This is a genomic window from Trinickia diaoshuihuensis, assembly GCF_003390925.1.
Taxonomy (GTDB): Bacteria; Pseudomonadota; Gammaproteobacteria; order Burkholderiales; family Burkholderiaceae; genus Trinickia; species Trinickia diaoshuihuensis.
This window is the reverse complement of sequence record NZ_QUBS01000048.1, coordinates 167512-188983: the sequence shown is the minus strand read 5'-3', so window position 1 is coordinate 188983 and position 21472 is coordinate 167512. Positions and strand designations below refer to the sequence as shown.

12 protein-coding genes are annotated in these 21472 nt (G+C 63.7%); 2 read left to right on the top strand and 10 right to left on the bottom strand.

The window, feature by feature from the left end:
- Positions 1-105: 105 nt before the first annotated feature.
- The 5 genes from DXT59_RS11110 to DXT59_RS11090 form a co-directional block, all read right to left on the bottom strand.
- Positions 106-570: a RidA family protein gene (locus tag DXT59_RS11110; RefSeq protein WP_116136952.1), complete on the bottom strand. Its 465-nt coding sequence runs from the start codon at positions 568-570 to the stop codon at positions 106-108.
- A 393-nt stretch (positions 571-963) separates the two neighbouring features.
- Positions 964-1797, bottom strand: a complete 834-nt coding sequence (locus DXT59_RS11105) for an AraC family transcriptional regulator (protein WP_116136951.1) — start codon at positions 1795-1797, stop codon at positions 964-966.
- On the bottom strand, positions 1794-2516 hold the full coding sequence (locus DXT59_RS11100; protein WP_116136950.1) for an NAD(P)H-dependent oxidoreductase: 723 nt from the start codon (positions 2514-2516) through the stop codon (positions 1794-1796). Before DXT59_RS11100 ends, DXT59_RS11105 begins: the two co-directional genes overlap by 4 nt.
- Positions 2509-3243 (bottom strand): enoyl-CoA hydratase-related protein, encoded by a 735-nt coding sequence (locus DXT59_RS11095; protein ID WP_116136949.1) that lies wholly within the window; start codon positions 3241-3243, stop codon positions 2509-2511. Before DXT59_RS11095 ends, DXT59_RS11100 begins: the two co-directional genes overlap by 8 nt.
- On the bottom strand, positions 3240-3692 hold the full coding sequence (locus tag DXT59_RS11090; RefSeq protein ID WP_116136948.1) for a DUF2000 domain-containing protein: 453 nt from the start codon (positions 3690-3692) through the stop codon (positions 3240-3242). Before DXT59_RS11090 ends, DXT59_RS11095 begins: the two co-directional genes overlap by 4 nt.
- A 399-nt stretch (positions 3693-4091) precedes the next feature.
- Between DXT59_RS11090 and DXT59_RS11085 the strand changes: the two genes are divergently transcribed.
- Both DXT59_RS11085 and DXT59_RS11080 read left to right on the top strand, forming a co-directional pair.
- Positions 4092-5084, top strand: a complete 993-nt coding sequence (locus tag DXT59_RS11085; RefSeq protein WP_240324471.1) for a DMT family transporter — start codon at positions 4092-4094, stop codon at positions 5082-5084.
- 15 nt (positions 5085-5099) lie between these two features.
- Entirely contained in the window at positions 5100-5687 is a 588-nt protein-coding gene (locus DXT59_RS11080; RefSeq protein ID WP_116136946.1) for a TetR/AcrR family transcriptional regulator, read from the top strand.
- Between the two features lie 27 nt (positions 5688-5714).
- Here DXT59_RS11080 and DXT59_RS11075 read toward each other — a convergent pair whose 3' ends face one another.
- From DXT59_RS11075 to DXT59_RS11055, 5 genes are read right to left on the bottom strand one after another with little or no spacing between them, the layout of a single operon-like run.
- Positions 5715-7880, bottom strand: a complete 2166-nt coding sequence (locus tag DXT59_RS11075) for an HlyD family efflux transporter periplasmic adaptor subunit (protein ID WP_116136945.1) — start codon at positions 7878-7880, stop codon at positions 5715-5717.
- Entirely contained in the window at positions 7865-9226 is a 1362-nt protein-coding gene (locus tag DXT59_RS11070; RefSeq protein ID WP_116136944.1) for an efflux RND transporter periplasmic adaptor subunit, read from the bottom strand. Before DXT59_RS11070 ends, DXT59_RS11075 begins: the two co-directional genes overlap by 16 nt.
- Complete coding sequence (locus DXT59_RS11065; RefSeq protein WP_116136943.1) at positions 9223-10119, bottom strand: efflux RND transporter periplasmic adaptor subunit; 897 nt, start codon at positions 10117-10119, stop codon at positions 9223-9225. Before DXT59_RS11065 ends, DXT59_RS11070 begins: the two co-directional genes overlap by 4 nt.
- 48 nt (positions 10120-10167) lie before the next feature.
- Positions 10168-11913 (bottom strand): TolC family protein, encoded by a 1746-nt coding sequence (locus DXT59_RS11060; RefSeq protein WP_116136942.1) that lies wholly within the window; start codon positions 11911-11913, stop codon positions 10168-10170.
- 28 nt (positions 11914-11941) lie between these two features.
- Complete coding sequence (locus DXT59_RS11055) at positions 11942-21247, bottom strand: DUF4347 domain-containing protein (RefSeq protein ID WP_162878039.1); 9306 nt, start codon at positions 21245-21247, stop codon at positions 11942-11944.
- Positions 21248-21472 lie beyond the last annotated feature (225 nt).

The window sequence follows — 21472 nt, the reverse complement described above, 5'->3', positions numbered from 1 at the left end:
GTACGGAATTTTGACGATCTTTTGTAGGCATATGGATCTTCTTCTTGAAGTCACTTGATTTCGAAAAGAAAGAACAAGCCCTGCTTCGGCTCGGCGATACACCGCCTAGGCGGGGCGTATTTCCACCATCGCTTCGATTTCGACGGCAAACCCTTTCGGCAACGATTTCACCCCGACCGCCGAGCGCGTATGCTGCCCCCGCCGGCCGAAAACCTGAACCAATAAATCCGAGCAACCGTTGATGACTTCGGTGTGCTCGGTAAAGTCGTCGATCGCATTGACCATCCCGAATACCTTGACGATCTGTTCCACGCGATCGAGAGTGCCCAAGGCTTCCTTCATCAAAGCCAAAAAATAGATCCCGATATCGCGGGCATGACCATTTGCCTCTTGTAGACTGACCTCTCTTCCTACCTTGGGCACGATTTCGCCCGGTGCCAGGTCCCGGCGCGGCGCGCCTTTTCCGGAGAGGTACAGATAATTGCCGCAAATGAGGTATGGCAGAAAACTGCCCGGCGGCGGTACGACGCGAGGCAGCTCGATGCCCAATTCTCGTAGCCTGGTATCCATGGTGATCAAGAAGAGAGGGGTTGGCGAAAATACGCGTTGCGATAAAATCGCAAACGGCGTCGCCGGTCAACAAGGAAAATACTTATTGCACGTTTTCATTAGACTTGGGATTGCTAAATGGACTGCGTTTGCCGCATCTCGAGCACGGTGGAAATTACATGCGGCTTGGCGGAAAGGAGACAAACGGATTCCTGGTAGTGCGAGTACCAGCAAATATAAAGAGAGCGCCATGAGGAAGCGGCAATCGAGTTTATTGCTTGCGACGCGCCATGTTTATATTTTTATATGGACATATGGCTCTGTATATCACATGCGATCGATAAACCGAGCGCCGCGTCCAGCATGCCCAATTCGCGCACCCACCTCGATCGCGCTTTGGGCTACCGGCGCGGGTCATCGAAAGGCGGCTCGATACAGCTTCGGCGTTACGCCCGTTTGTTGTTTGAAAACCCGCGTGAAATGCGACTGATCGGCGAAGCCGGTTCGCGCCCCCACCTGTGCAATGCTCGCGCCCTCGCGCAATAGCTGCATCGCCCGACGAACGCGCTCTTGCTGCATAAACGCGTGCGGGCTCAAGCCGGTCTCACGCACAAAGGCGCGCAAAAGCACGAACGGTGTCACGCAATACTCGTCGGCAAGCGTCGACAACGTCGGTCGCGCATTCAGGTCCTCCAACAGGCGGTGCTTCACCGCCTGCACGAGCGCAGGCTCTGCGCGGACCTTCGGCAAATCGCCGGCCGAACTCGCGTGCCGAGCGTATAAGCCCAAGACCGCACAGGCCAGTGCTTCACTGCGTTTGAATCGGTCGTCGTCCACCTCCGAGCACCAATTGATGCCGTAGAGGTGTTTTGCCAGATCGGTGTCGACGATAAATGGGCTTTTCGCATCGAATCTTTCGCGGCGGCGAATACCGAGCGTTTCGCAATACGATGCCAACGCGAGCGGCTGCACGTGCTCCACGCGCATCTTCCAGCGCCCCTCACCGGCCGCAGCGCCGGAATGGACGACACCCGCATCGACGACGATGACGTCGCCGCGCCGGCATACGCGTCGCTGCCCTTTCACCTCGACGGCCACCGCGCCGCCGGTTACGACCGCGAGGCAATGCGTATCGTGCGCATGCGGCGGGTACCGATGGCCGACGAACTCGCCCTTGAGCATGACCGCATCCATGACGTCCGGCGCGCGCCATAGCTTGATCGAATGGGTCGACGTTGAAGTTCTCATCGCGAGGCGGACCGCGGAAGTGGCCGGAAAACGTCATCATAACCCTCGAATCGAGGCATCGGCATAGCGGGTCGCGCGTCGAGGTTTGCGACGTACTCACGCCAACGTATTAAGGTGTCCTCTCGTTGATCGGCGGAACAGTACGGAATGTGCCACGCGAAAAACGGCTCGAGCACGTCATACCCCACATAGCCCAACGTACCTTGCAAAAGATGGCGCAGCATGCCGCCGGCCAATTCGCCGTGGATGCCGTGCGCGCCGAACATATGTTCCCGCGCCCCGAGACTCACGCCGACCACCGCGCGCTTGCCCGCCATGCCGCCGCGGCCGTATATGCGCTTGCCTCCATACATCGCTCCGGAAAGAAAGCATCGGTCGATCCAGCCCTTGATCAGCGCGGGCACCGAGAACCAATAGAGCGGAAAGACCATTACGAGCGTGTCGCTCGCCAGTAGCGCCTGCACTTCCCGTCTTATATCGGGCGCGAGCGAGTCTTGTTCGAACGCGTGGCGCTGCTCGAGCGCATACACGAGGTAATCTTCATTTGCGCGCTTATCGAAATCGCTCGCGCGAACGACCGGATCGAAATCGAGCGCATAGAGATCGGAGAAGGTCACATCGTCGCCACGCAACTTCAGTACGCGCACGGCTTCGTGGGCCATGAACGTGCAGAAGGAGCGTGGCTCCGGGTGGGCGTGGACGACGTGAATCTTAGCCATGGGAAATCGAGCTCCGGTTCAGCGTTGGAATCAGCCTGTTCAGTTGCGCAAGTTCGCTAGCGACGGCCTGCCTCGCGTTGAGCGTTGCGCCCTCGAGCAGCAAGCGACGCGTCGTCATGAGGGCATCCAATGGCTTGGCGGCCAGAGACGCCGCGTAGTCGTTGGCGGCGGCAAGAACATCGGCGTCGGGCCTCACGCTTGAAACCAAGCCCCGCTGCAACGCTTCACGCGACGAGACCGGGCGGCCGCTCATCAGCCAGTCGCGAGCGGCCAAGTCGCCGACGCGGCGAGCGAGGAGCGCCGTTGCGCCCGCCTCCGGGACGATTCCGAGAGCGGTGAAGGGAAAGCGGAACGTCGCGCTTTCGCCGGCCACGATCCAATCGGCGTGCAACAACAGCGTGGCGCCGAATCCAACCGCGGGGCCACGCACCGCGGCTAGAAGCGGCTTCGACAGATTCAAGAAGGCGTCGATGCAACGTACGACGACCCCGTTGTCGGGCTGCGGCCACAGGGCCTCGAACCGAGTCGTGTCGTGGCCGGAGCAAAAACACTCGGCGGTGCCGCGCAACAAGACGCAATGAATTCGCGGGTCCGCTTGCGCGAGCGACAGCGCATTGGCGAGCGCATCGAACAATATCTCGTCGAGCGCGTTGCGTTTGTTCGGGCGATCGATGCCGATGGACCAAATGCGGCCGTCGAGCGTCGCGGTAAGGCCGGCTTCCATCATGAAAACAGCGAGAAGCCGCCGACGAGCTTGCCAACGCGCTTCTTGGCGCCGACAAGGCCGACGGCCAAGAATCGCAGCGAATCGCCCGGCAAGATGCTCACTGCTTTTAAGAAGGCTGCGTAGTCGGTCGTCGCTTGCCCTTGCACCGGGAAATCGACGACGTCGCAGTGGGTCAACGCTTTTTGGCGCAGTTCGATCAGTTGCCCATCCGTCGCTTTCAGGATCGGGATGCCGATGGGTATCAGGCCAGGGTGTGCCGTGCCGTCTTTATCGAGTACTTGAGCGCCGACCAGGTGACTGTGACGCTGCCCCAACGTAAAGGCGATAACGGCCGCCGCGTTCGATGCCTTGCCCGGTGGCAACGCCGCATCCACGACGATCACGCAACGCTGCGGCTCGGGGGGCGCTGAAACCTCACTCGACGGAAGTCCTTCGGTCTGCAAGAACACTACTTCTCTCCTCAAATAAAGCTCGCTGGAGAGAATGCTAGAAGCGCCCGCGAAAAAAGTATTGGACGATTTTGCAGGCGATGAGCGGGCGCTCGCGGGAGGGCCAAGCCCCTCCCGAAACGGACCGGATCTCCGTGATTTTTTATACAGGTAGGTATACCTATTTTTATGCCATTTAACTCCTTTGAATCCCACTCATCGATCATAAGACAACTCGTCACGTCGACCTTGTATTAAGGACTAATCCGCCTCCATGCCACGCCGTTTACGCATCGAAACGCTCTATTTTTCCTTCTGTTTATAGACATAACGTCATACCTATCCTATGATGAACCCGCCCGCTCGCGATGCCGCGAAATATCTGCGCGCGGCGGAATTAATCGAGCCAGGGAGTTTGCTGTGTCCACCAACATGTCGACTGCCGTCACTGCAACCCCGCCCCAGGCTTCGACCTGCGGTTCGTACATACGCGGCGTGCTGTTTTGCGTGGCTGCCACGTTCTCGTTCGGCGTGATGTTCCCCGTGATGACGGACGCGTTGCGGCACATCGACCCGTTCACTTTCACGACACTGCGCTACCTGATCGCGGGTACTGCGTTTCTGATTCTGCTCGTGGCCCGTGAGGGCGTCGGGACGCTGAGCCTGAAAGGAGAACGGATCGCGTTTGCCTGGTTCCTAGGCTCGATCGGTTTCGCGGGCTTCGGCTTCTTCGTGTTCCTCGGACAGCAACTGGCAGGCCGCGACGGCGCGCTGACCGCCTCCATCATGATGGCCACGCAGCCGATGATCGGCTTGCTGCTTAATTCGGCGGTGCGCCGAATCCGGCCACCGCTTTATTCCTTTCTCTTTATCCTGATGTCGTTTTGCGGTGTGGCGCTGGTCGTCACAAAGGGCGATATCGTCGGTCTGTGGAATGAACCGCAGAACTATGCGGCCAATGCACTGATCGTGCTTGGCGCGGCGTGCTGGGTTGTTTATACGTTCAGCGCGATGTACTTCCCGACGTGGTCCGCTTTCAAGTACACGACGGTGACCACCTGGCTCGGCCTGAGCACCATCATGGTGGTCAATTTGCTGCTGTCCGCGACCCGCGCGATTCCCGTACCCCATCTGTCCATGCTAGGCGTCATCGGTCCGCACCTGCTCTATATGGGGCTCGTCGCCGGCTTCTGCGGGATCCTGTGCTGGAACCTCGGCAACAAAATTCTGACCCCGCCCAACGGCGTGCTTTTCATGGACGTCGTGCCGATCACGACCTTCGTTGTGTCGTCGCTGAATGGGGTCATTCCTACCAACGCGCAGATCGCCGGCGCCTGCATGTCAGGGGCTGCGCTTATCCTGAACAACGCTTATCTGCGGGCGCGTGCCCTGCGTCAGGTCACCGCGAAGTAACAGGGGACGCAAATCATGGGAAAGAAGCAACTCATTATCGACACCGCGCTTGAGCTTTTCGAGGAACGCGGGTATCGCGCGGTAGGCATCGACCGAATCATCGTCGAGTCGGGTATCGCGAAGATGACGATGTACAACCACTTCCGCTCTAAGGACGAATTGGTCGTCGCGGTGTTACGCGAGCGTGATCGACGAACCCGTGCCTCGCTTGCGGAGTTCGTGGGACGCGCCCGGCGTGGGCGTGCGCAAGTCCGCGCCATATTCCAATGGCTCGACCAACGTCTGAAATGCGACGGCTTCAACGGCTGCATGTTCGTGAACGCGGTCTCCGAGTACGGCATCGGCAGCGGCGACATCGCGCTCGTAGCCGCCGAGCACAAAGCGAGCATGCAGGCCTATTTTGAAACGGTGCTCATGAAAACGGTGCCCGAGGGCGCCAATGCGCTCGCACGCCAGCTAATGATGCTAGTGGACGGGGCAACCGTCTCGGCACAGGTGTCGCGACGCTCGGACAGCGCCGATTTGGCATGGGAGATATTTTCGCGCCTGTTGCCCGAGCCGTCGCCCGGCTCCGGCAATGCGGCCGACAGGCGCACCTGCTAGAGAAACGGCGAGCGGTAGCCATTCCCCCTACATCTGACTCTCGCTGATCACCACCGCGACGCCGCGCCGATAGATCTGCCCAAGCAGGCTCGCCCGATCGCCGTCGATATCGACTTGCCCCCGCAAACGCCGCCATGCTTTCACGTCTCGATCGCGCGGCGTAAGCACCGCGCGATAAACAGCCGTTTCGGGAATGAGTTTGTTGTCCGCTGCCTTGCGCACCGCTACGCCCCCGCCATTGACGGAAGCAAGCTCGGCCACATCGAGGACGCGCGCGGAACTCGTCTCGACGCTGGATACGACGAGATCGACCGGCGCATCGCCGTTTTCCGGGAGAAACCGCGCACGCGCCCCCGGATGAACGCGCGGCAAGTCGGCCTCGCCCACGAACGCCTCGACGGCGGCCGACGACGGATCGATCAGCATGGCAAGCGGCTCTCGGCGCGGCAGCCATTCGCCCTCGCGCATCGGCGGCACATCGGTGATGACGCCGGCGAACGGCGCGCGCACGGTCAGCAGAGCCTCTTGCGCGGATACTTGATCGACGGCGGCGATCGCGCCTTGCAATTCCTGCTCGCCGACACCGATCATCGCCGCCTCATCGGGGTCGAACGCCTGCCCTTTCATGCGGCTCTGCACACCGGATAGCGCCGCGAGCGCGACGGCCTTATGGTATTCGACGCTCGGCGACTGAAGCTCGAATACCGGCTGGCCCGCGGCCACGACGGCGCCGTTGACCGATTGCTTGACGAGTTGCCCCGGCTCGGCGACATAGAGCGTCGCCTGCTTCGCCGCACGCAGCAGCGCCGGAGCGGAAACCTCGCTGCGCCAAGGCACGACCAGCAGCAAGAGCGCGGCGCAGCAGCAAGCGATCGTCGCTTGCGCCCGCCGATTCGGGCGCCGGTTGCCGAGGCGCGAGTGCCAAATGCGAAGCTCGCCGACGATCGGCCGCACGAGAAACCACCCGATCTCGACGCACATCAAGATGATGCCGAGCGCCTTGAAGGCCTTGTGATAAACGACGAGCGCGATGCCGAGAAAAAGCGAGAATCGATACACCATGCAGGCCAGCGCATAGGCAATCAAGATCCGCTGCTTGTTGCGCGGAAACTGCTCGGGCGGGGGGTCGCCGAGCCCGAACAACGCCTCGCGCAACCACCAGCGTCCCATCGCAAAGCCACGCTCCTGCAAGTTCGGCACGTCGAGCCAGTCCGACAATAGGAAATAGCCGTCGAAGCGCATCAGCGGGTTGACGTTGATCGCGATCGTCAGCAGCCAGGTGGAACTCGACAGCAAAAACGCGCCCGTGCGCAGCGCGCCATCGGGTAGAACCGACCACGCGAGCGACGCAAAAACCGCAAGCGTCGTCTCGGCGACCATGCCCGCCGCATCGATCGCAAGCCGATGACGGCGGTCGGTCAAGCGCCAGGCGTCGGTCGTATCGGTCCATAAGACGGGCCACAACACGAGGAACGCCACGCCCATCGCCGGAACGCGGCACCCCATGCGCTTAGCCACGACGCCGTGTCCGATCTCATGGACGACCTTGGCCGACGCCAGCGCGAGCCCAACCAGCGCGGCCCCTTGCAGAGAAAACAAATGCAACAGGCTATGCGTGTAGGCATCCCATTGGCGGCTGATCAGATAAAAGCCGAGCGCCGCGAGCAACGCGAGCGCGATCGCGAAGCCGCGCGTGAAGACCCAGCCGATACGCGGCACGACAGCCGACAACACGCGATCGGGGTTGATCAAGCGCATCTTGATCGACAGATAGTTCTTCAACAGCCACCGCGCGGGCGACAATCGCTGCGCCGCCTGCTCGGCCGCGAAGCGCTCGGTCGAGCGTGCGTCGGCGGGTACGATCAAGCCGGCGCGATAGAGAAAGTTCAGGACGTCCGCCACATCCTGCGTCGTGGCGCGTATCGTGGTTTCGGTCGAGATCGAGCGCGCCACGGCCTCGGCGCTCCCAAGCGCCCAGCGCGCCAGCACTTCGAATTCGAGCCAGCCGATCCGCACGTAACGATGTCGCGCCGGGTCATGCAAGGTCCACGTCGGGCTGCCGTCGCCGGCCGCCGGCCCCTGCATGAGCTTGAGATCTTCCCGCAATGCGGGCAGTGCGGGCAATGCGGCCGGCGTAACGGGATCCACGGCGTCCACGCGTTCGCGCGGCACTTCGCTCAAATCGACAGCCATTCGCGCATTACCGTGAGAGGGCGCCTGAGCAGCCAAAGCACCAGCGAGCGGCGCGGTCCGTAGATCTTTGCGGTCCCCTTCAACCCGAGCCGCAACGCCGAAGCGTGCTCGAGCGAGGCGCGAAACGCGTACGAGATGACGCCATCGGCCGCGGCCGTGCTGGAATAGCTCGCGAAGGTCAGCTTTCCATAAGCCGGGCGGTCGGGTTGCAAATTGCTGAAGAAGACAACTTCCGCGCCCGGCGTGAACGAGACGACGGAGCTTGCCGGCACTTCGATCTGCAACTGCGTGCGTTCGGGCGAGGCCACCACCATGATCCGCTCGCCGAGCACCACGGGCTTGCCGATCCATTCGCTGCTGTCGTCGAAAATCGCGACCCCGTCGACGGGCGATGCGATCTGCGCCCGTCGCAGCATATCCTCGTCATAGGCCAGCTCCGCTTGGTCTTGATCGACCTTGCTCGCCAGCATGGCTAGCCGCGCCTTGGCGCGGTCGTCGCTCATCGCCTGCTGCGACGTGTCGGCGTACTCTTCGCGCGCCATGTCGAGCGCTTTCTTGGCGACTTCGTAGCGCGTTTGAAGCTGCGTCTCGTCGAACGAGACGAGCGGCTGCCCCGCCCGCACCGCCTGATTGGGTTCGACGCGCAGCGCACCGACGACGCCGTCGAACGGAGCACGCACGGGCGCGGGGTCCACCGGAACGACTTCGGCCGGCGCCAGCACCGATTCGCGCACGGGAAAGAGCGCGACGGCCAGCAAGACGGCGCCGCCAATGGCCAATGCGCGTTTGCGCGCAGCCAACCGCTGCACGACGCTGGGCTTGCGCGCTTGTCGATGCAACAGCGCGCTCTGTGCAAAGGTCCCCGTTAGCGCATCGAGCAGTTGGCAATCGTTATCGGTCCAGGCGTCGGACCGACCGAGCAGCAAATAGCCCGCCGGTGCCATATCGCGCCAACGGAGCGGGCACAGTAGCGCGTGGGCCGGAAACCATTCGGGCCACTCGCTCGCGAGCGGCTCCGGTAGATCGGCCGGGACGACGACACGCGGTGAGTCGGCTCGAATCTCACTCGCCCGTTCCTCCGTCAAAGCGGCAAACACCCGTTCGAGCCATAGGTAGTATGGCCCGCCGCGATCGGCCGACGCCACGCCGGAAAGCACCAGCCGCTCACCGTCGCTCGGCTCGGCTCGCCACAGCGCGGCTTGCTGATACGGCACGACGCCCGCTGTCTCGTTGACGATCAAAAAGCCGAGTTCGTCTCGCGCCGCCGCGCGCGCTCGCCGCTCGAGCTCGAGCACGGCACCGAGCCGCAACAGTTGATAGTTCAGCGCATTGGCCGGCGAGTTCATTGCCGGGCGGTCAACGCGATGCCTGCCGGCGGGTTGAAGATCGCGTGGCCGCTCATGCCCGGCAGCAACGACTCGGATGGATTGTCGATGCGCGCATAGACCTTCACCGAGCGGCTGACGGGATCGACCTTACCGGAGAGCCGATCGAGCGTCGCCGGATAGGTTTTACCCGTTTCGTCGATCGTGACTTTGAGCGCGCTACCGGGCTTGAGCCACGATAGCCACATCGACGGCACGATCATCTCGAGTTCGAGACTCTTGTCGCTCAGCACTTCGAGCAGGGGCGCACCGGTTTGCAAGTACTGATAGTTGTGCGCATAGACGGCCGATACGCGTCCGCTGAACGGCGCGGCGACGGAGCAGTTCGAGACGAGCGATTGCGCCGCTTGCACGTCGGCCGCGGCCTGCTTTTCGTCGGCGGCCGCGACCTCGTATTCGACCTGGCTCGATGTGCCCAGGGCGCGCAGGCGCTGCTTGCTTTCGTTGACCGACTTGCGGCTTTCGAGCACCGCCCGCGCGTGGGCCAGCGCCGCTTCCTTTTCACCGCATTCGAATCGCGCCAGCACCTGCCCCTGCTTGAATCGATCGCCGTCATGCAGCGGAAACTGCGTGAGCCGTCCCGGCATCGGGGCCCCGATCGTGGCGATCGTGTCGGCCACGAGTTGCACACGGACGTCGGATGCCGATGCCGCCGAAGACGCGGCCGGCGCATGCGGCTGAGCCGCCACCGGCAGCACGAGCGCCGCCTTCGGCGCAGCAGGAGGTATTGCGCCGGGCGACGACGCCGGGGCCGCGAGCGCCGCTACCGCGCTCGCACCGGTCACGACGGCGGCCACTGCGGCGCGCGCGAGCCGTTTGCCGGCGCGCGACGCGTTTCGTTGATGCACTTTCATACGTATTCCCGATCCAGCCAAGCTTTTCGATCTAATGACGAGCCGCGTTCATTGCGCCGCGACGATGCTTCCCGGCGCTGCCGCCACCGGTACCGCGGACGCCTGCGTCGCCGCGCTCGGCTTCGCATCGGCCGCCGTTGACGCGGCACTTGCCGCCGGCGTGCCGAACGTGGACGCCGCGGGCAACGCGATGGCGCTATCGGGCAACTGCCCTGCCTCCCAGCCGGCGATCGCCCCCTTCACGCGCTCGCTGAGCTTGTCCAGGTCTTCCGTATCGGCGCTAGGCGGCACGAGATCGACGCCGACCGACGTGTACAGATTGGTCAGCGCCGTATGCACCTGCGCAATCGTGCGGTCGTAGCTGAACTCGGCGACCATCGAGGCGAGATCGCGGCGGATCCGGTCCGCTTCCGATTCTTCTTGCGCCTTGGCTTCGTTCGCCGAGGCGACGCGGATCTGTTGTTCCACGTCGTTGATCTGCTTGGCGATGTCGAGGTCTTCCACCGCGGCCAGGTATTCCTCATAGCTGAGGTTGACCTGCGTCAGCACGGCGACGCTCAACGCGAGGCGGCGTTGACGCGACACTTCGACCGATGCCTTCGCCGCGGAAATCGCCTTTGGCCCTTCGATCAGATTGACGAGGTTGAACGTGGCATTCACGCCAAGCTGCGCCCAGTTCGGGTTATACAGGTACCGGTTGCTGTCGTAATTGAGGCTGCCGAGCACGCCCACGCCCGGCATCATCTTGACGATTTCCTTGTAGACGTCCTGCTGATCGATCTTCTCTTGATAGGCCTCTTCGCGCAGTTCCGGGCGCATCGCCAGCCCGAGCGCCTCCAGCTTGCGCGGATCGACCTTGCTCGCCGTCGCGGCGTAATCGAGATCCATCGGCGCGAATTCGATCGGCACGTCGGTCGGCACATCGATCAACGAAGCGAGCTGCACGCGCGCCGTGTTCAGATCGGTTTGCATGCGGCGCAACTGCCCGACGACCGACAGCATGTTCTGCTGATAATCGAGACCTTGCAGTTGCGGCACGAGCTTCTGACGGCTCGCCTCGCGCGAGTTCTCGAGCATCTTGTCGGCCTCGGCGAGCAAAGGCTTCAAGCGCGGCAGCAAACGATCGGCCGCCACCGCTTTCCAATACGCTTCCTGCGTGCTCTTCACGATATCGTCGATGACCTTACGGCGACGCTCGACGGCGGCATACGTGCGAAAGCCCTGTTGCTTCGCCTGGAAATAGCTGACGCCGAGATCGAGCAAGTTCCAGGATAGTTCGAGCGAAGCCGTGGCATGCGACGGCTGCTCCGAAAACGAATACTCGAGCGAGCGTTGCCGCGTGAGTTCCGACACGCTTTCCGCCGCGTTGTCGTTGTTGCGCCACGTATAGCCCGCATTGGCCGCGATGCGCGGGAGCATCTGGGCCATGGCCAAATCGAGCTGGCGGTCCTGCAGCGTCTGCTCGGTCTTCGCGAGGCGAGCGTTGTAGTTGTATTTCAGCGCGCGCGAGATCGCATCCGACAGCGTCAGCGGCCGCGCGAGCGGAACGTAGGTCGAGTACAGCGTCTTGTAGTCGTCCTGGGCGCGCTGGAAGTGCTCCGCTTGCGTGATCGGCTCCGGCTTGATCGCGCAGGCCGACAACACCGCGGCCGACAACAGCGTCAAACCGGTCAGCCGCAGGCTTGCTCCCTGACGTGCGCGTATCCGGTCCCCGCTTACCCCGTGTACGGTGCGCGTCGAGCACACCGTCCCCTGCAGCCCCGCATCGCGGCGGCTAAGAAATTTGTTTTTCATTCTGGCGTTCGCTTGTTGATGTCTTCGATTAACTCGTGGACTTCGCACCTTGCATCGCAGCCGCTCCGACGACGGAATGCACCATGCGGCGGGCCTGCAAGATCTTTCCGATGGGGCCGGCCTCCCGCAGTTGCGCCGTCAAGCCCGGCCGTCCCGCATTCGCACCATGTGTTTGCGGCGCGCTCGCCCCATGACGCGCGCCTTCCTTCCCATCGCGGATGCCGCCGTCATGCGCGGGCCGGGCGGGATGCGAATCTTGCGCGGCCGCGTGCATGTGGGCGAGCATTTGCTCGAGATCCTTCGATTCGCGGCCGACCGTGATTTGGAACGTCGCTTGCGCCTGGTTGCCGAACTGATCGCGCGCGACGATCTCGACTTCCACCGTGCCGTGCGACCCGAGCGGCGGCGTGCCCGTAAACGTCAGATTGCGCGGATCGAACACGAGCCAAGCGGGCAGCGGCGCCCCACCCGGCATATGCGCCTCGTATTGAAGCTCGGCGTTCGGATACGTGTCGTCGAACAAATTCGAGGGCACCGCAATGACCGATTGCTGCTGCTCGATGATGAAGCGGTTTCCGACGGACCCAGTCAGCTCCACCTGCGGAATGATCGGTTGGCTGTAAAGGCTTGGCCGATAGCCGTGCCCTTCGGCGGGCGGCACATCGCCGTCGTCGGGGAAATGCTGGTCCGGCGATGCGAACGGATTTCTCGGATCGACCCGCGAGCCCAGCTTGTTGTAGTCGTTAGGGGCATTGAAGTCGGGGACGAGCCCGATCCCATCCGAGTGATTGACATGGTTCGTCGGCTTGATCTGGGCCGTCAACGCCACCGTGCCCGCGCTATAGGGCGACGTGCCGCCGACCGTGCCCAGGTCGACACCCGAGGCGTCGGTCACCGGTGCGGGAGCCGAACTGTCGATGAGCCTGACGGTCAGTGCGCCGGGCGTGCCGCTGAACGTGCCCGACGGTAGGAAGCGCAGACTGTCCGTGGCGCTCAGCACGAGCGCATTGCGATCGCTGAGACCGTCGGCGGAGATGTTCGTCCAGGTCTTGCCGCCGTCGCTCGAATACTGCCAGGTGCCCTGACTCGCGCTGGCGCCGTCGCCGACGATCGCCACGCCCGCGAACGCGTTGGCCGTGGATCCGGTCGGGTTGCCGGCGGTGCGCTGCTGGTCCGTGCTGTCGTCGAAATCCCCGCCGAACAGCGTCGTCACCGTCGAGCCCGCCGGATTGCGGTCGCTCTGATTGACGCTGCCGATCGTGGCCGTGCCGCTGGCGATCGGCGCATCGTTGACCGGCGTGATGTCGATGCCGAGCGTGACCGTCTGCGCACTGACGGCCGTCGAGCCTCCGTTATGCGCGCCCGATACGTCGACGCCTTCGATCGCCGTATCCGTCGCGCCGAGTTGCGCGCCGGTCACGGTACCGGTGACGAGCGTATTGGACGTATCGATTAGACGCGTGGTCAACTGACCGGGCTCGCCGTTGAAGTTGGCCGCAGGCACGAACCGGACTTCGGCCGACGAAGACAGCACGAGCGCATTCGAATCCGACAGTCCGGTCGTGGCGATCGTATGCCAGGTCACGCCGTTATCGGTCGAATACTGCCAGGCGCCCTGGCTCGGATCGGCCGCGTTGCCGGTCACGGCGATACCGGCCAGCGTATTCGCCGTGGAGCCGGCCGGATTCGATGCGCTTTGCTGCTGATCGGCGCTGTCGCCGAAATGCGAGCCGAACAACGAAGCGACCGTTTGCGGCGAGGCGGCGGCCGTATCCTCAGGGACCGCCGGCATGCTCACGCTGCCCGATGCGATCGGCGCATCGTTCACGGCCACGACGTTCAAGGGAATCGTCTCCAGGGCCGACGAATAAGCCGATGCCGCCGTATTGATCCCCTGCCCGAACGTCCCCGTCGTGGGCAATGCCGAGATCGTGCCGTTTGCGACGCCGTCGAACTGATCCCATGCGCGGAACGTCAACGCATTGTTCACGGTCCCGTTCCAGTCGGCCTTGGCCGGCTCGAAATAAATCCGCGTGTTGCCGTCGGCGACCAGATGAAGCGCGTTGTTCGGCGAGATCGCCGCTTGGCCTTGGCCCGCGAATTCGGTCCAATGCGCACCGTTATCGGTCGAATACCACCACGTCCCCTCGGTCGTATCGGCACCCGTGATGGCAATACCGGCCGGGCCCGTGACCTGGCCGTCATGCGCGCCGGCTCCGTCGGTATCGGTGACGTTGCCGTTGCCCGTTAGTTGCGAGACGAGCATGCCGGCCTGCCCCGAAGGTGCGCCGTTATCCTCGAGCGAGGTTGCCGTCGCAGGCAGGCCGTTCAGGACCGGCGAGTCGTTCGTGGCTACCACGTCGAGCGTCGATACGGCGGCTGTCGTCGTCGCGTGCGTGACGTCGTCCATGACCGAGATCGTGACGTTGCGCGCGGTCGTGCTCGGCGTGTCGCTGTTGTCGTAGTAGCTGATCGCTCGCAACGCGCTTTGCACCGTTGCCGCGCTCAGGTTCGCCCCCGTGAGCGTCATCGTGCCGCTCGCGGAATCGAAGCTGGCCGTCACACCGGCCGGGAGCGTTCCCGTTACCACGAGCACGTCCTCGCCCGGCCGATAGTTGCCGCTGATCGTCACCGTCGCACCCGAGAACGTATCCGTGCTCGTCACCGTAACGGTCGGATCGACGGCGACCGCGGCCGCCGCGGGCGAGGCGTCGTTCGGTTCGGTGAACGTAGCCGAAGACGAACCCGCGCCCGGCACTTCGTTGACGGTAACGAACACGGGCGTGCTCGTCATATTGCCGCCCGTGCCCTGCGCCCCAGAGACGTTGTGATCGTCGAGCGTCGCGCCGATTCGGATCCCGGTGCTGACCGTGCTCGTATCGGTGCTCGAATACGCCAGGTTGTCGAGGACCTCGCCGACTGTCGTTGCCGTGGCGCCGGCCCCGAACGTGATCGACAGCTTGCCGCCGGCCTCCGTGTACGTGCCCACCGCCGAGCCGTTGTAGGTGACGGTACCGCCGGCGAGCGCGAGCGGACCGAGCGCACCGAATACGTCCGTGGCGCTCGGCGCGGGTGTGCCGCCGTTGTAACGCTGTACCGTCAAGGTCGTGCCGCTGTAGTCGCCGCCCAACGCATCGAGTTGCGTATCGGAGATCGACGCGCCCGGCCCCGACAGACGGATCGGCGCGCCGCCTTCCACATACGAGTCGGCGTTGCCGCCCCACCCCGCGATCGCGGGTGCCGTATCGGGCGCTTGATACGAGAAATTCACGTTCGCATGCGCGTCGCCGTTCGCCGTGAACGACGCCGATGCCGGGCTGCCCGTCACCGCGTTGCCGTCGTTATAGGCGAGCGTCTCATTGGCCGGCAACCCGCCGCTGCCGGCGCCCGGCAGAGAAATGACGACTGTGCCTTGCGGCAACGCGCCGAAGGTGTAGGTGCCGTCGGCTGCCGTCGTCGTCGTTTCCGTGACGACCGTGCCGTCGCCTTCCGTGACCTTGGCCGTGACCGTGATGCCGCCAAGACCCGTATCGGCCGATCCGCCCGAGGTCGCATAGGTCGTCGGATCGTTGCCGACGTCCTGCCACACCCGGCCCGACGCGGTGCCGAGCTGCGTCGTGGCCGTCGCGCGGTAGGAATCGGGGGCGCCGACCGACGAATCGAGGTCGCGCGCGCCCGTCGTCGAGCCGACTGCGCCGCCCGTCGAGCCGTTGAAGGTTTGTTGCCCGGACAAGCTTTGCCAGACAACGGATGCCGTATCGTTCTGCACGGTCTGGCCAGGTGCCACCTGCACGGTATAGCTGATGGTCTCCGTGCCGCCCGCGCCTAATTGCCCGATCGCGTAGTTGAAATCGCTCGACGTCGTGCCGGCCTGGCCTGCGCCGCCGACACCGGCACCCGTCGCGCTCACGAACGTCACGTGATTCTCGTTCGCCGCAGCGGGGTCGTCGACGACGACGTTGTATGCGGTCGATGTGCCGGTGTTCTTGACCGTCACTTGATAGGTGACCGTGCCCGTGGCATTGTCGACGGCGGTCGCCGTCTTCGTGATCGTCACGTTCGGCTCTTGGACGGACACGTTCACGTTGTTCGAGGTCACGCCGCCCACCGTCAACGAAGCGGCCATCGCAGCCGCGCCCTGTGTATTCGCCGCGACGTTGCCCACGACCGCGTTGAATTCGACCAGGACGTAGTTGCCGATCGGCGAGCCGTCGTTGTTGCTCAGCGTCGAGAGGTCGATGGTGACGTGACCGCCCGTCGTCGAGACGACATTCGACGGCAACTGACTCGTCGGCTTGAACGTCGCGACGTCGCCGGCCGTCGTCGTGCCCGTGGCCGGATCGACGTAGTTCGCACCGCCCGAGTTGCCGTCCTGGAATTGCGCGACGCCCGATAGCGTGCCGTCGCTCGAAATCAAATCGCCGTTGGGACTGACGAACGCGATCTTCGCACTGCCGTCGTTCAGGTATTGGAGGCCCGGCGGCAGCGTGAAATCCAGCGTCGTCGGGTTCGCCCCTTCCGGGATCTGCACGTAGCCATGCAGCGTCACGATCTCGCCGACCGTCGCGGACACCGACGTTTGCGTGTTCGTCTGCGACGGCGTGTGAACCGTATCCGTGTTGTTCGACTCGCCGGTGATCGAGAGTGCGGGCGAGATCTGCGCGATCTTGACGGTAGTCCCGGCGTTGTCCGTGTACTTATGTCCTTGCGCGGTGCCCGGCAGCGAATAGTAGGTACCCGACGTACCGTCGTTCGGCGTGTTGACCGTCATCGACGAGCCGGCCGTCTGATTCGGCGCCACCGTTGCTTGGAACGTGAACGTCGCCGTTTGACCGACGCCGAGCGAGGTCAGCCCCACCGCAAGACCCGACGCATCCGAGCTCGAGCCGCCCGTCCCGCCGCTCACGTAGTGCAGCGAACCGGGGACGTAGTTCAGGCCCGCCGGCAAGTCGATGAGATCGGCCAGGTCTTGCGCGGGCGCATCGCCGTTGTTCTTCAGTGTGACCGTGTAGGTCAGGTTTTCGTTACTGTAGACCGTACCGTTATTGGCGATGGCCGTGCCGCTGTTCGTATCCTTGACCGTGATCGTTTCGGCCACGTTCGGATCGACCTCGTGGATAGTCACCGACGAAGCGGGCGACGTTTGCGTCGAATCGTAGTTGACGACCACGCTGTTCGTGCGGGCCGTACCGTCGGCGGGCGTATCGGTCGACGCGACGGTTGCCGTGTAGACGAGTGTGATCGTGCCGTTGGCATCCACTTGCGAATTCGTTAGCGAGCTGCCCAAGGTGAACGTGATCGTGCTGCCCGAGACGCTTGACGTCACGGCGCCCGCCCCGCCCGCCGAACTCACGCCGGCAAAGGTAACCGAATTGAGACTGCCGAACGTCATGCCGGCCGGCAGCGAGTCGGTCAGCGTGACGAAGCCGGCGCCGTTAGCGGTCGTCCCTTGCGGCAACGTCACCGTGATTCGGTACGTGACGGTTTCCCCGAGCGTCACGTTGTTGGTACCCGTGAGCGGGATGTCGCTCGTATCGCTCGCACCGATGATCGTCTTCGTCACGGTCGGCGCCGACAGATTCGCGACGGCCGAATCGGAGAGCGCCGCGGCATTCTCGCCGAGCGGTTGCGCCGACGCACCCGAGCCCGACACGAAGCCATTGCCGCTCGCAACGCCGCCCGCGACGCTCGCCCAGTTGACGACGTTCGAGGAGAACGTGAGCGTGTCGCCCGTCTCCTGCGCCGTCGGCAGTTTCAGGTCATAGACGACGTAGACGTTATCGTGCGCGGCGATCGACGAAGCGAGTTTCACGCCGCCCGCGCCGAAGTACTGCGCCGCCGTCACGCCCGAGTCGATCTGCTGCCCCGACGAGTTGTAGATCGCGAAGTTCTGGACGTCGCTCGTCGAGAAGCCGGACGGCAAAGTGCCTTGGATCGTGACGTCGTAGGCAGCCGATCCCCCTTGGTTTTCGACGGTCGAGACGACGCGCGCGAGATCGCCGCCGTCGCCGCTTTTCACGTTCAGGTTGTCCGCGGTAAGCGGGTCGCCGTTGCCCGTGAACGGATTCGTTCCGGCGGCCGTACCCGCCGGCGCGAATGGGCTGCTGCCGCTCCCGCTCGGCGTCAGGTTCGTCTGCGACGGCCACGTCACGCTGGAGGCGTTCGACGAATCGGCGGAGTACGTGCCCTTCGACGCGCCGCCGTCGCCGACGATCGAGACGATGCCCGTCTTCGTGGCGAGTTCCGGTTCCTCCAGCGGCACTTGCTTGATCGCCGCGGCGGCCAGCGTTTGGCCCGCCGCGTTCGTATAGGTGCTGCCCCCTTGCGTCGTCAGTTGCAAGCCGTTCGCGAAAGGCTTGTTCGACACGACCGCGCTGAAATAGACGACGACCTGCTGCCCGGGCGCGTTCGTCGGATCGTCACGATCGCCGAAATTGAACGAGATGCTATTGGCCGTACCGTTCGTCGTGACCGTGGGCGTGTTCTCGCCCGAAAGCGGGTTGACGAGCTTATAGGTGCCGGCCGTCGGGAACGCGTCGCTGCTGTCCATCGTAAAGGTCGAGACGTTGCCGCCGTTGGAGAGCGGGTCCGTCGTCGAGAACACGGGCAGCGGCAGGTACGCCGTCAAATCGAGATTGCCGTAATCGCCGGAGTTCAACTGATAGGTCATCGCATAGGTGACCGTGTCGCCCGGCTTGATGTCCGTCAAGTCCGCGGTTTGGCCGTTGACGGCCACGACTTGCAGCACGAGCTGACCGGGCGCGACTTCGTTCGTCACCGATGACCCGTCGCTGACGGTTCCGTTCGTTCCCGTAATCGTGTGCGCGACGTTGTCCACCGTCACGACGGCCGCGCTCGTCCCCTGCGTCGTCACGACGTCGGCGATCGAGTCCTTCTCGCGCACGCTGTTGCCGCTGTTCGCGTTCGTGTACTTGTCGAGTACCTTCGCCTTGAACGAGATCGTCCCTTGCGTCGGCCCACCGCTGCCGTTGACCGCGCCCCCCTGCAACACGCCCGCGAATGCGGTGCCGCCGAGGTTCGCTTCGATCAATTGGCCCACGTCGAACGTCAACGCGGTCGAGCCCGGGTTCGACGTCGAACCCGTATCGTCACGCGTGTAACTCCAGTTCGAGCCGTTCGAGCCGCTTTCCGCGACGCTCTGGCCATTGATCGTCTTCTCGACGTTGTTCGACGCATCGCCGAACGAATACGAATGCGTGGAGCCCGCCGTCGTCAGCGACAGCGTCGGCGTTGCATAACCCACATCGGACGGTGCGAGCAGCGAGATGCCGTCGCCGATCAAATCGGCGATGTTCAGTTGGTTCAGCGCGTAGTAGTCGGAGACCTGGAAGTTGACCGAATAGCCGACGACCTGCCCCGGAACGATGTTGCCGCCCGGCGCGTCGTCCGTCACTTGGATCGCAAGCGATTTGGCGACGAACGACGTCGACGTCGAATTCGTCGAGCTGTCGCCCGCAACCGTCTGCGCGCCCGCCGCGTGATCGAGCGATCCGCTCACCGCCGTCCACGAGCCCGTGTAGTTGTAGATCGCCGTCGTATCGATCGTACGAGGCTGACCCGCCGTGCCGAGCACCGACGCCCCCGACGCATCGAATTGCGGCACGAAAACCGGAATCTTGATCAGGGTCGGCGTATTGGACGCGTCCGTGCCGAGCGAGGTGAACGTGACGGTCACCGTGCCGCCCGCGCCGCCGACGCTGCCGGCCTTCGGATTGAACGTCGCCGTGCCGTGCACGCCGCCGGGCTCCGTGAACGAGATCGTGCCGCCCGTGTATTTGACCTGATCGGGCAGCGTGAACGTGAACGTCACGTTTTGCATCGGATCGGTCTGTGTCACCGACGCCGGCTGCAGCGTGATCACGTAGTCGAACGGAAAATCGGGACCCGTGGCGGTTTCGCCTTCGTGCAAGTCGGTGGTCGCGGACACATCGATGAGCGAGACTTGCGTCGATGCCGTGACGAGGCCGTCGCTCGAATTGGTCACGCTGGCGCTGCCCGCCGTGCCGCGAATCGACGGATCCGTGCCGGGGTTGTTGAGCGCGTCGGTGCCGTACTGGAAGCCGCCGATCGCCGAGATATTGAGCGCTTGCCCGCCATGCATGCTCGAGAGCTCGGTCGTGTTGGCGACGGAGAACGTCAATTGGATCTGCGCGGCGGGCTCGCCCGGCGTATAGCTGCCGAACGGCAATTGCAGGACGTACATCGAATCGCCCGCTTGGTAGCCGCTTGGCGCAGCCACGAACAGCGGATTGCCGCTGCTGTCGAGCGCGAGCGGATGCAGCGCGCCGAGCGTGCCGACGTGACCGGGAATGTTCGTCGAGAGCGTCACCTTGTCGACGGTCACCGCCGTGCCCAGATACGTTGCGCTCGTGAGCGTCACGTTCTCGGCGGAATCGCTCGGCACGTACAGATCGATGAACGGCCCATAACCGGCCGCGTTCGACGCCGTGTTTTGGAACTGCACCGTTTCGGTGAACGTACCGCCGAGCAAGACATCGTGCGGCACCGTGCCGGAGACGAAAGTGACGCTCGGAACCGGCGTATCGAGCACGCCCTGATAGGCCGCGATGGCGGACTCGCTGAACGGCGACCCGATCGCAAGCGCACCGGTCGTGCGCTCGAGCGTCCAGTTACCGCCGAGCGACGCGGCGCCGGTTGCATCGGTCGACGCACCGACTTGCGCACCGGTCAGCGCATGCACCGTGTCGACGAACTGCTGTCCGCTCTCACCCTGCCCGACGTCGCAACCCCAGAATTCGATATCGGCATTCGAGGAAAGATGGTCGCTCCACGAGGCAACCTGTTGCTTGGCCGCGGCGAGTGCGTCGGCGGTGATCGGTGCGTTGCCGAGTTCGATCTGCCCTGCCGACCCATAGGTCAGAAATTGGATCGATTTAAGATCCGACCGGCCTTGCAACGCTTCCGTCACTTGGCTGATGCCGTCGCGGCTCGGATCGATGAGCACGACCTGGACGTTCTTGTCGACGCTCGACGCGAGCGTTTGCCAGTTCGCCACGCGCGGATCGACGAACAAGACCTCGGTCGCCTTCGGATTGGGCGCTAAGGCCGGCACGTCGGTATTGACATGCGAGGCGGCGGCTTGTGCGAGCGATGCGGCTTGCGATCCGCTTACGTGCGAAGCGTCGGCCGGGCCGTGGTGCTCGGCTGCATCATGGGTATCGCGATGAGAAGACGCTGATGCATCGGCGGCCGGATGATCGTGCCGTTGCTCGACCATGGCATGGGTTGTTTTTGCTGCAACCGCCGCCACGCTGCCATCGAACAGATGGCGAGGCTCCAGAACCAGTCTCATTCGCATTCCCCCGTTATATGTGCGCGCAATCTATGTGTTTTGTCTGAGTCTTACAATACGGAGACCCGGGATTTTTCGAAATTTAACAATCGTCCATATATTGGGACGACCGACGATCAGCGAATCGAACTGAGATCCCAGATGCGCCCGCATTCGAGGCAGCGATTGGGGTACTGGCGATAGGGGGGAGAACGCACGCAAGTCGGCGCCCCACCCTCGGGCAGT

What these genes read in the sequence shown, in the direction of transcription:
- DXT59_RS11075 (WP_116136945.1), bottom strand. Translation starts at nt 7,880, where the DNA reads ATGGCTGTCGATTTGAGCGAAGTGCCGCGCGAACGCGTGGACGCCGTG.
- DXT59_RS11105 (WP_116136951.1), bottom strand. Translation starts at nt 1,797, where the DNA reads ATGAGAACTTCAACGTCGACCCATTCGATCAAGCTATGGCGCGCGCCG.
- DXT59_RS11055 (WP_162878039.1), bottom strand. Translation starts at nt 21,247, where the DNA reads ATGAGACTGGTTCTGGAGCCTCGCCATCTGTTCGATGGCAGCGTGGCG.
- DXT59_RS11060 (WP_116136942.1), bottom strand. Translation starts at nt 11,913, where the DNA reads ATGAAAAACAAATTTCTTAGCCGCCGCGATGCGGGGCTGCAGGGGACG.
- DXT59_RS11080 (WP_116136946.1), top strand. Translation starts at nt 5,100, where the DNA reads ATGGGAAAGAAGCAACTCATTATCGACACCGCGCTTGAGCTTTTCGAG.
- DXT59_RS11095 (WP_116136949.1), bottom strand. Translation starts at nt 3,243, where the DNA reads ATGATGGAAGCCGGCCTTACCGCGACGCTCGACGGCCGCATTTGGTCC.
- DXT59_RS11110 (WP_116136952.1), bottom strand. Translation starts at nt 570, where the DNA reads ATGGATACCAGGCTACGAGAATTGGGCATCGAGCTGCCTCGCGTCGTA.
- DXT59_RS11100 (WP_116136950.1), bottom strand. Translation starts at nt 2,516, where the DNA reads ATGGCTAAGATTCACGTCGTCCACGCCCACCCGGAGCCACGCTCCTTC.
- DXT59_RS11070 (WP_116136944.1), bottom strand. Translation starts at nt 9,226, where the DNA reads ATGAACTCGCCGGCCAATGCGCTGAACTATCAACTGTTGCGGCTCGGT.
- DXT59_RS11065 (WP_116136943.1), bottom strand. Translation starts at nt 10,119, where the DNA reads ATGAAAGTGCATCAACGAAACGCGTCGCGCGCCGGCAAACGGCTCGCG.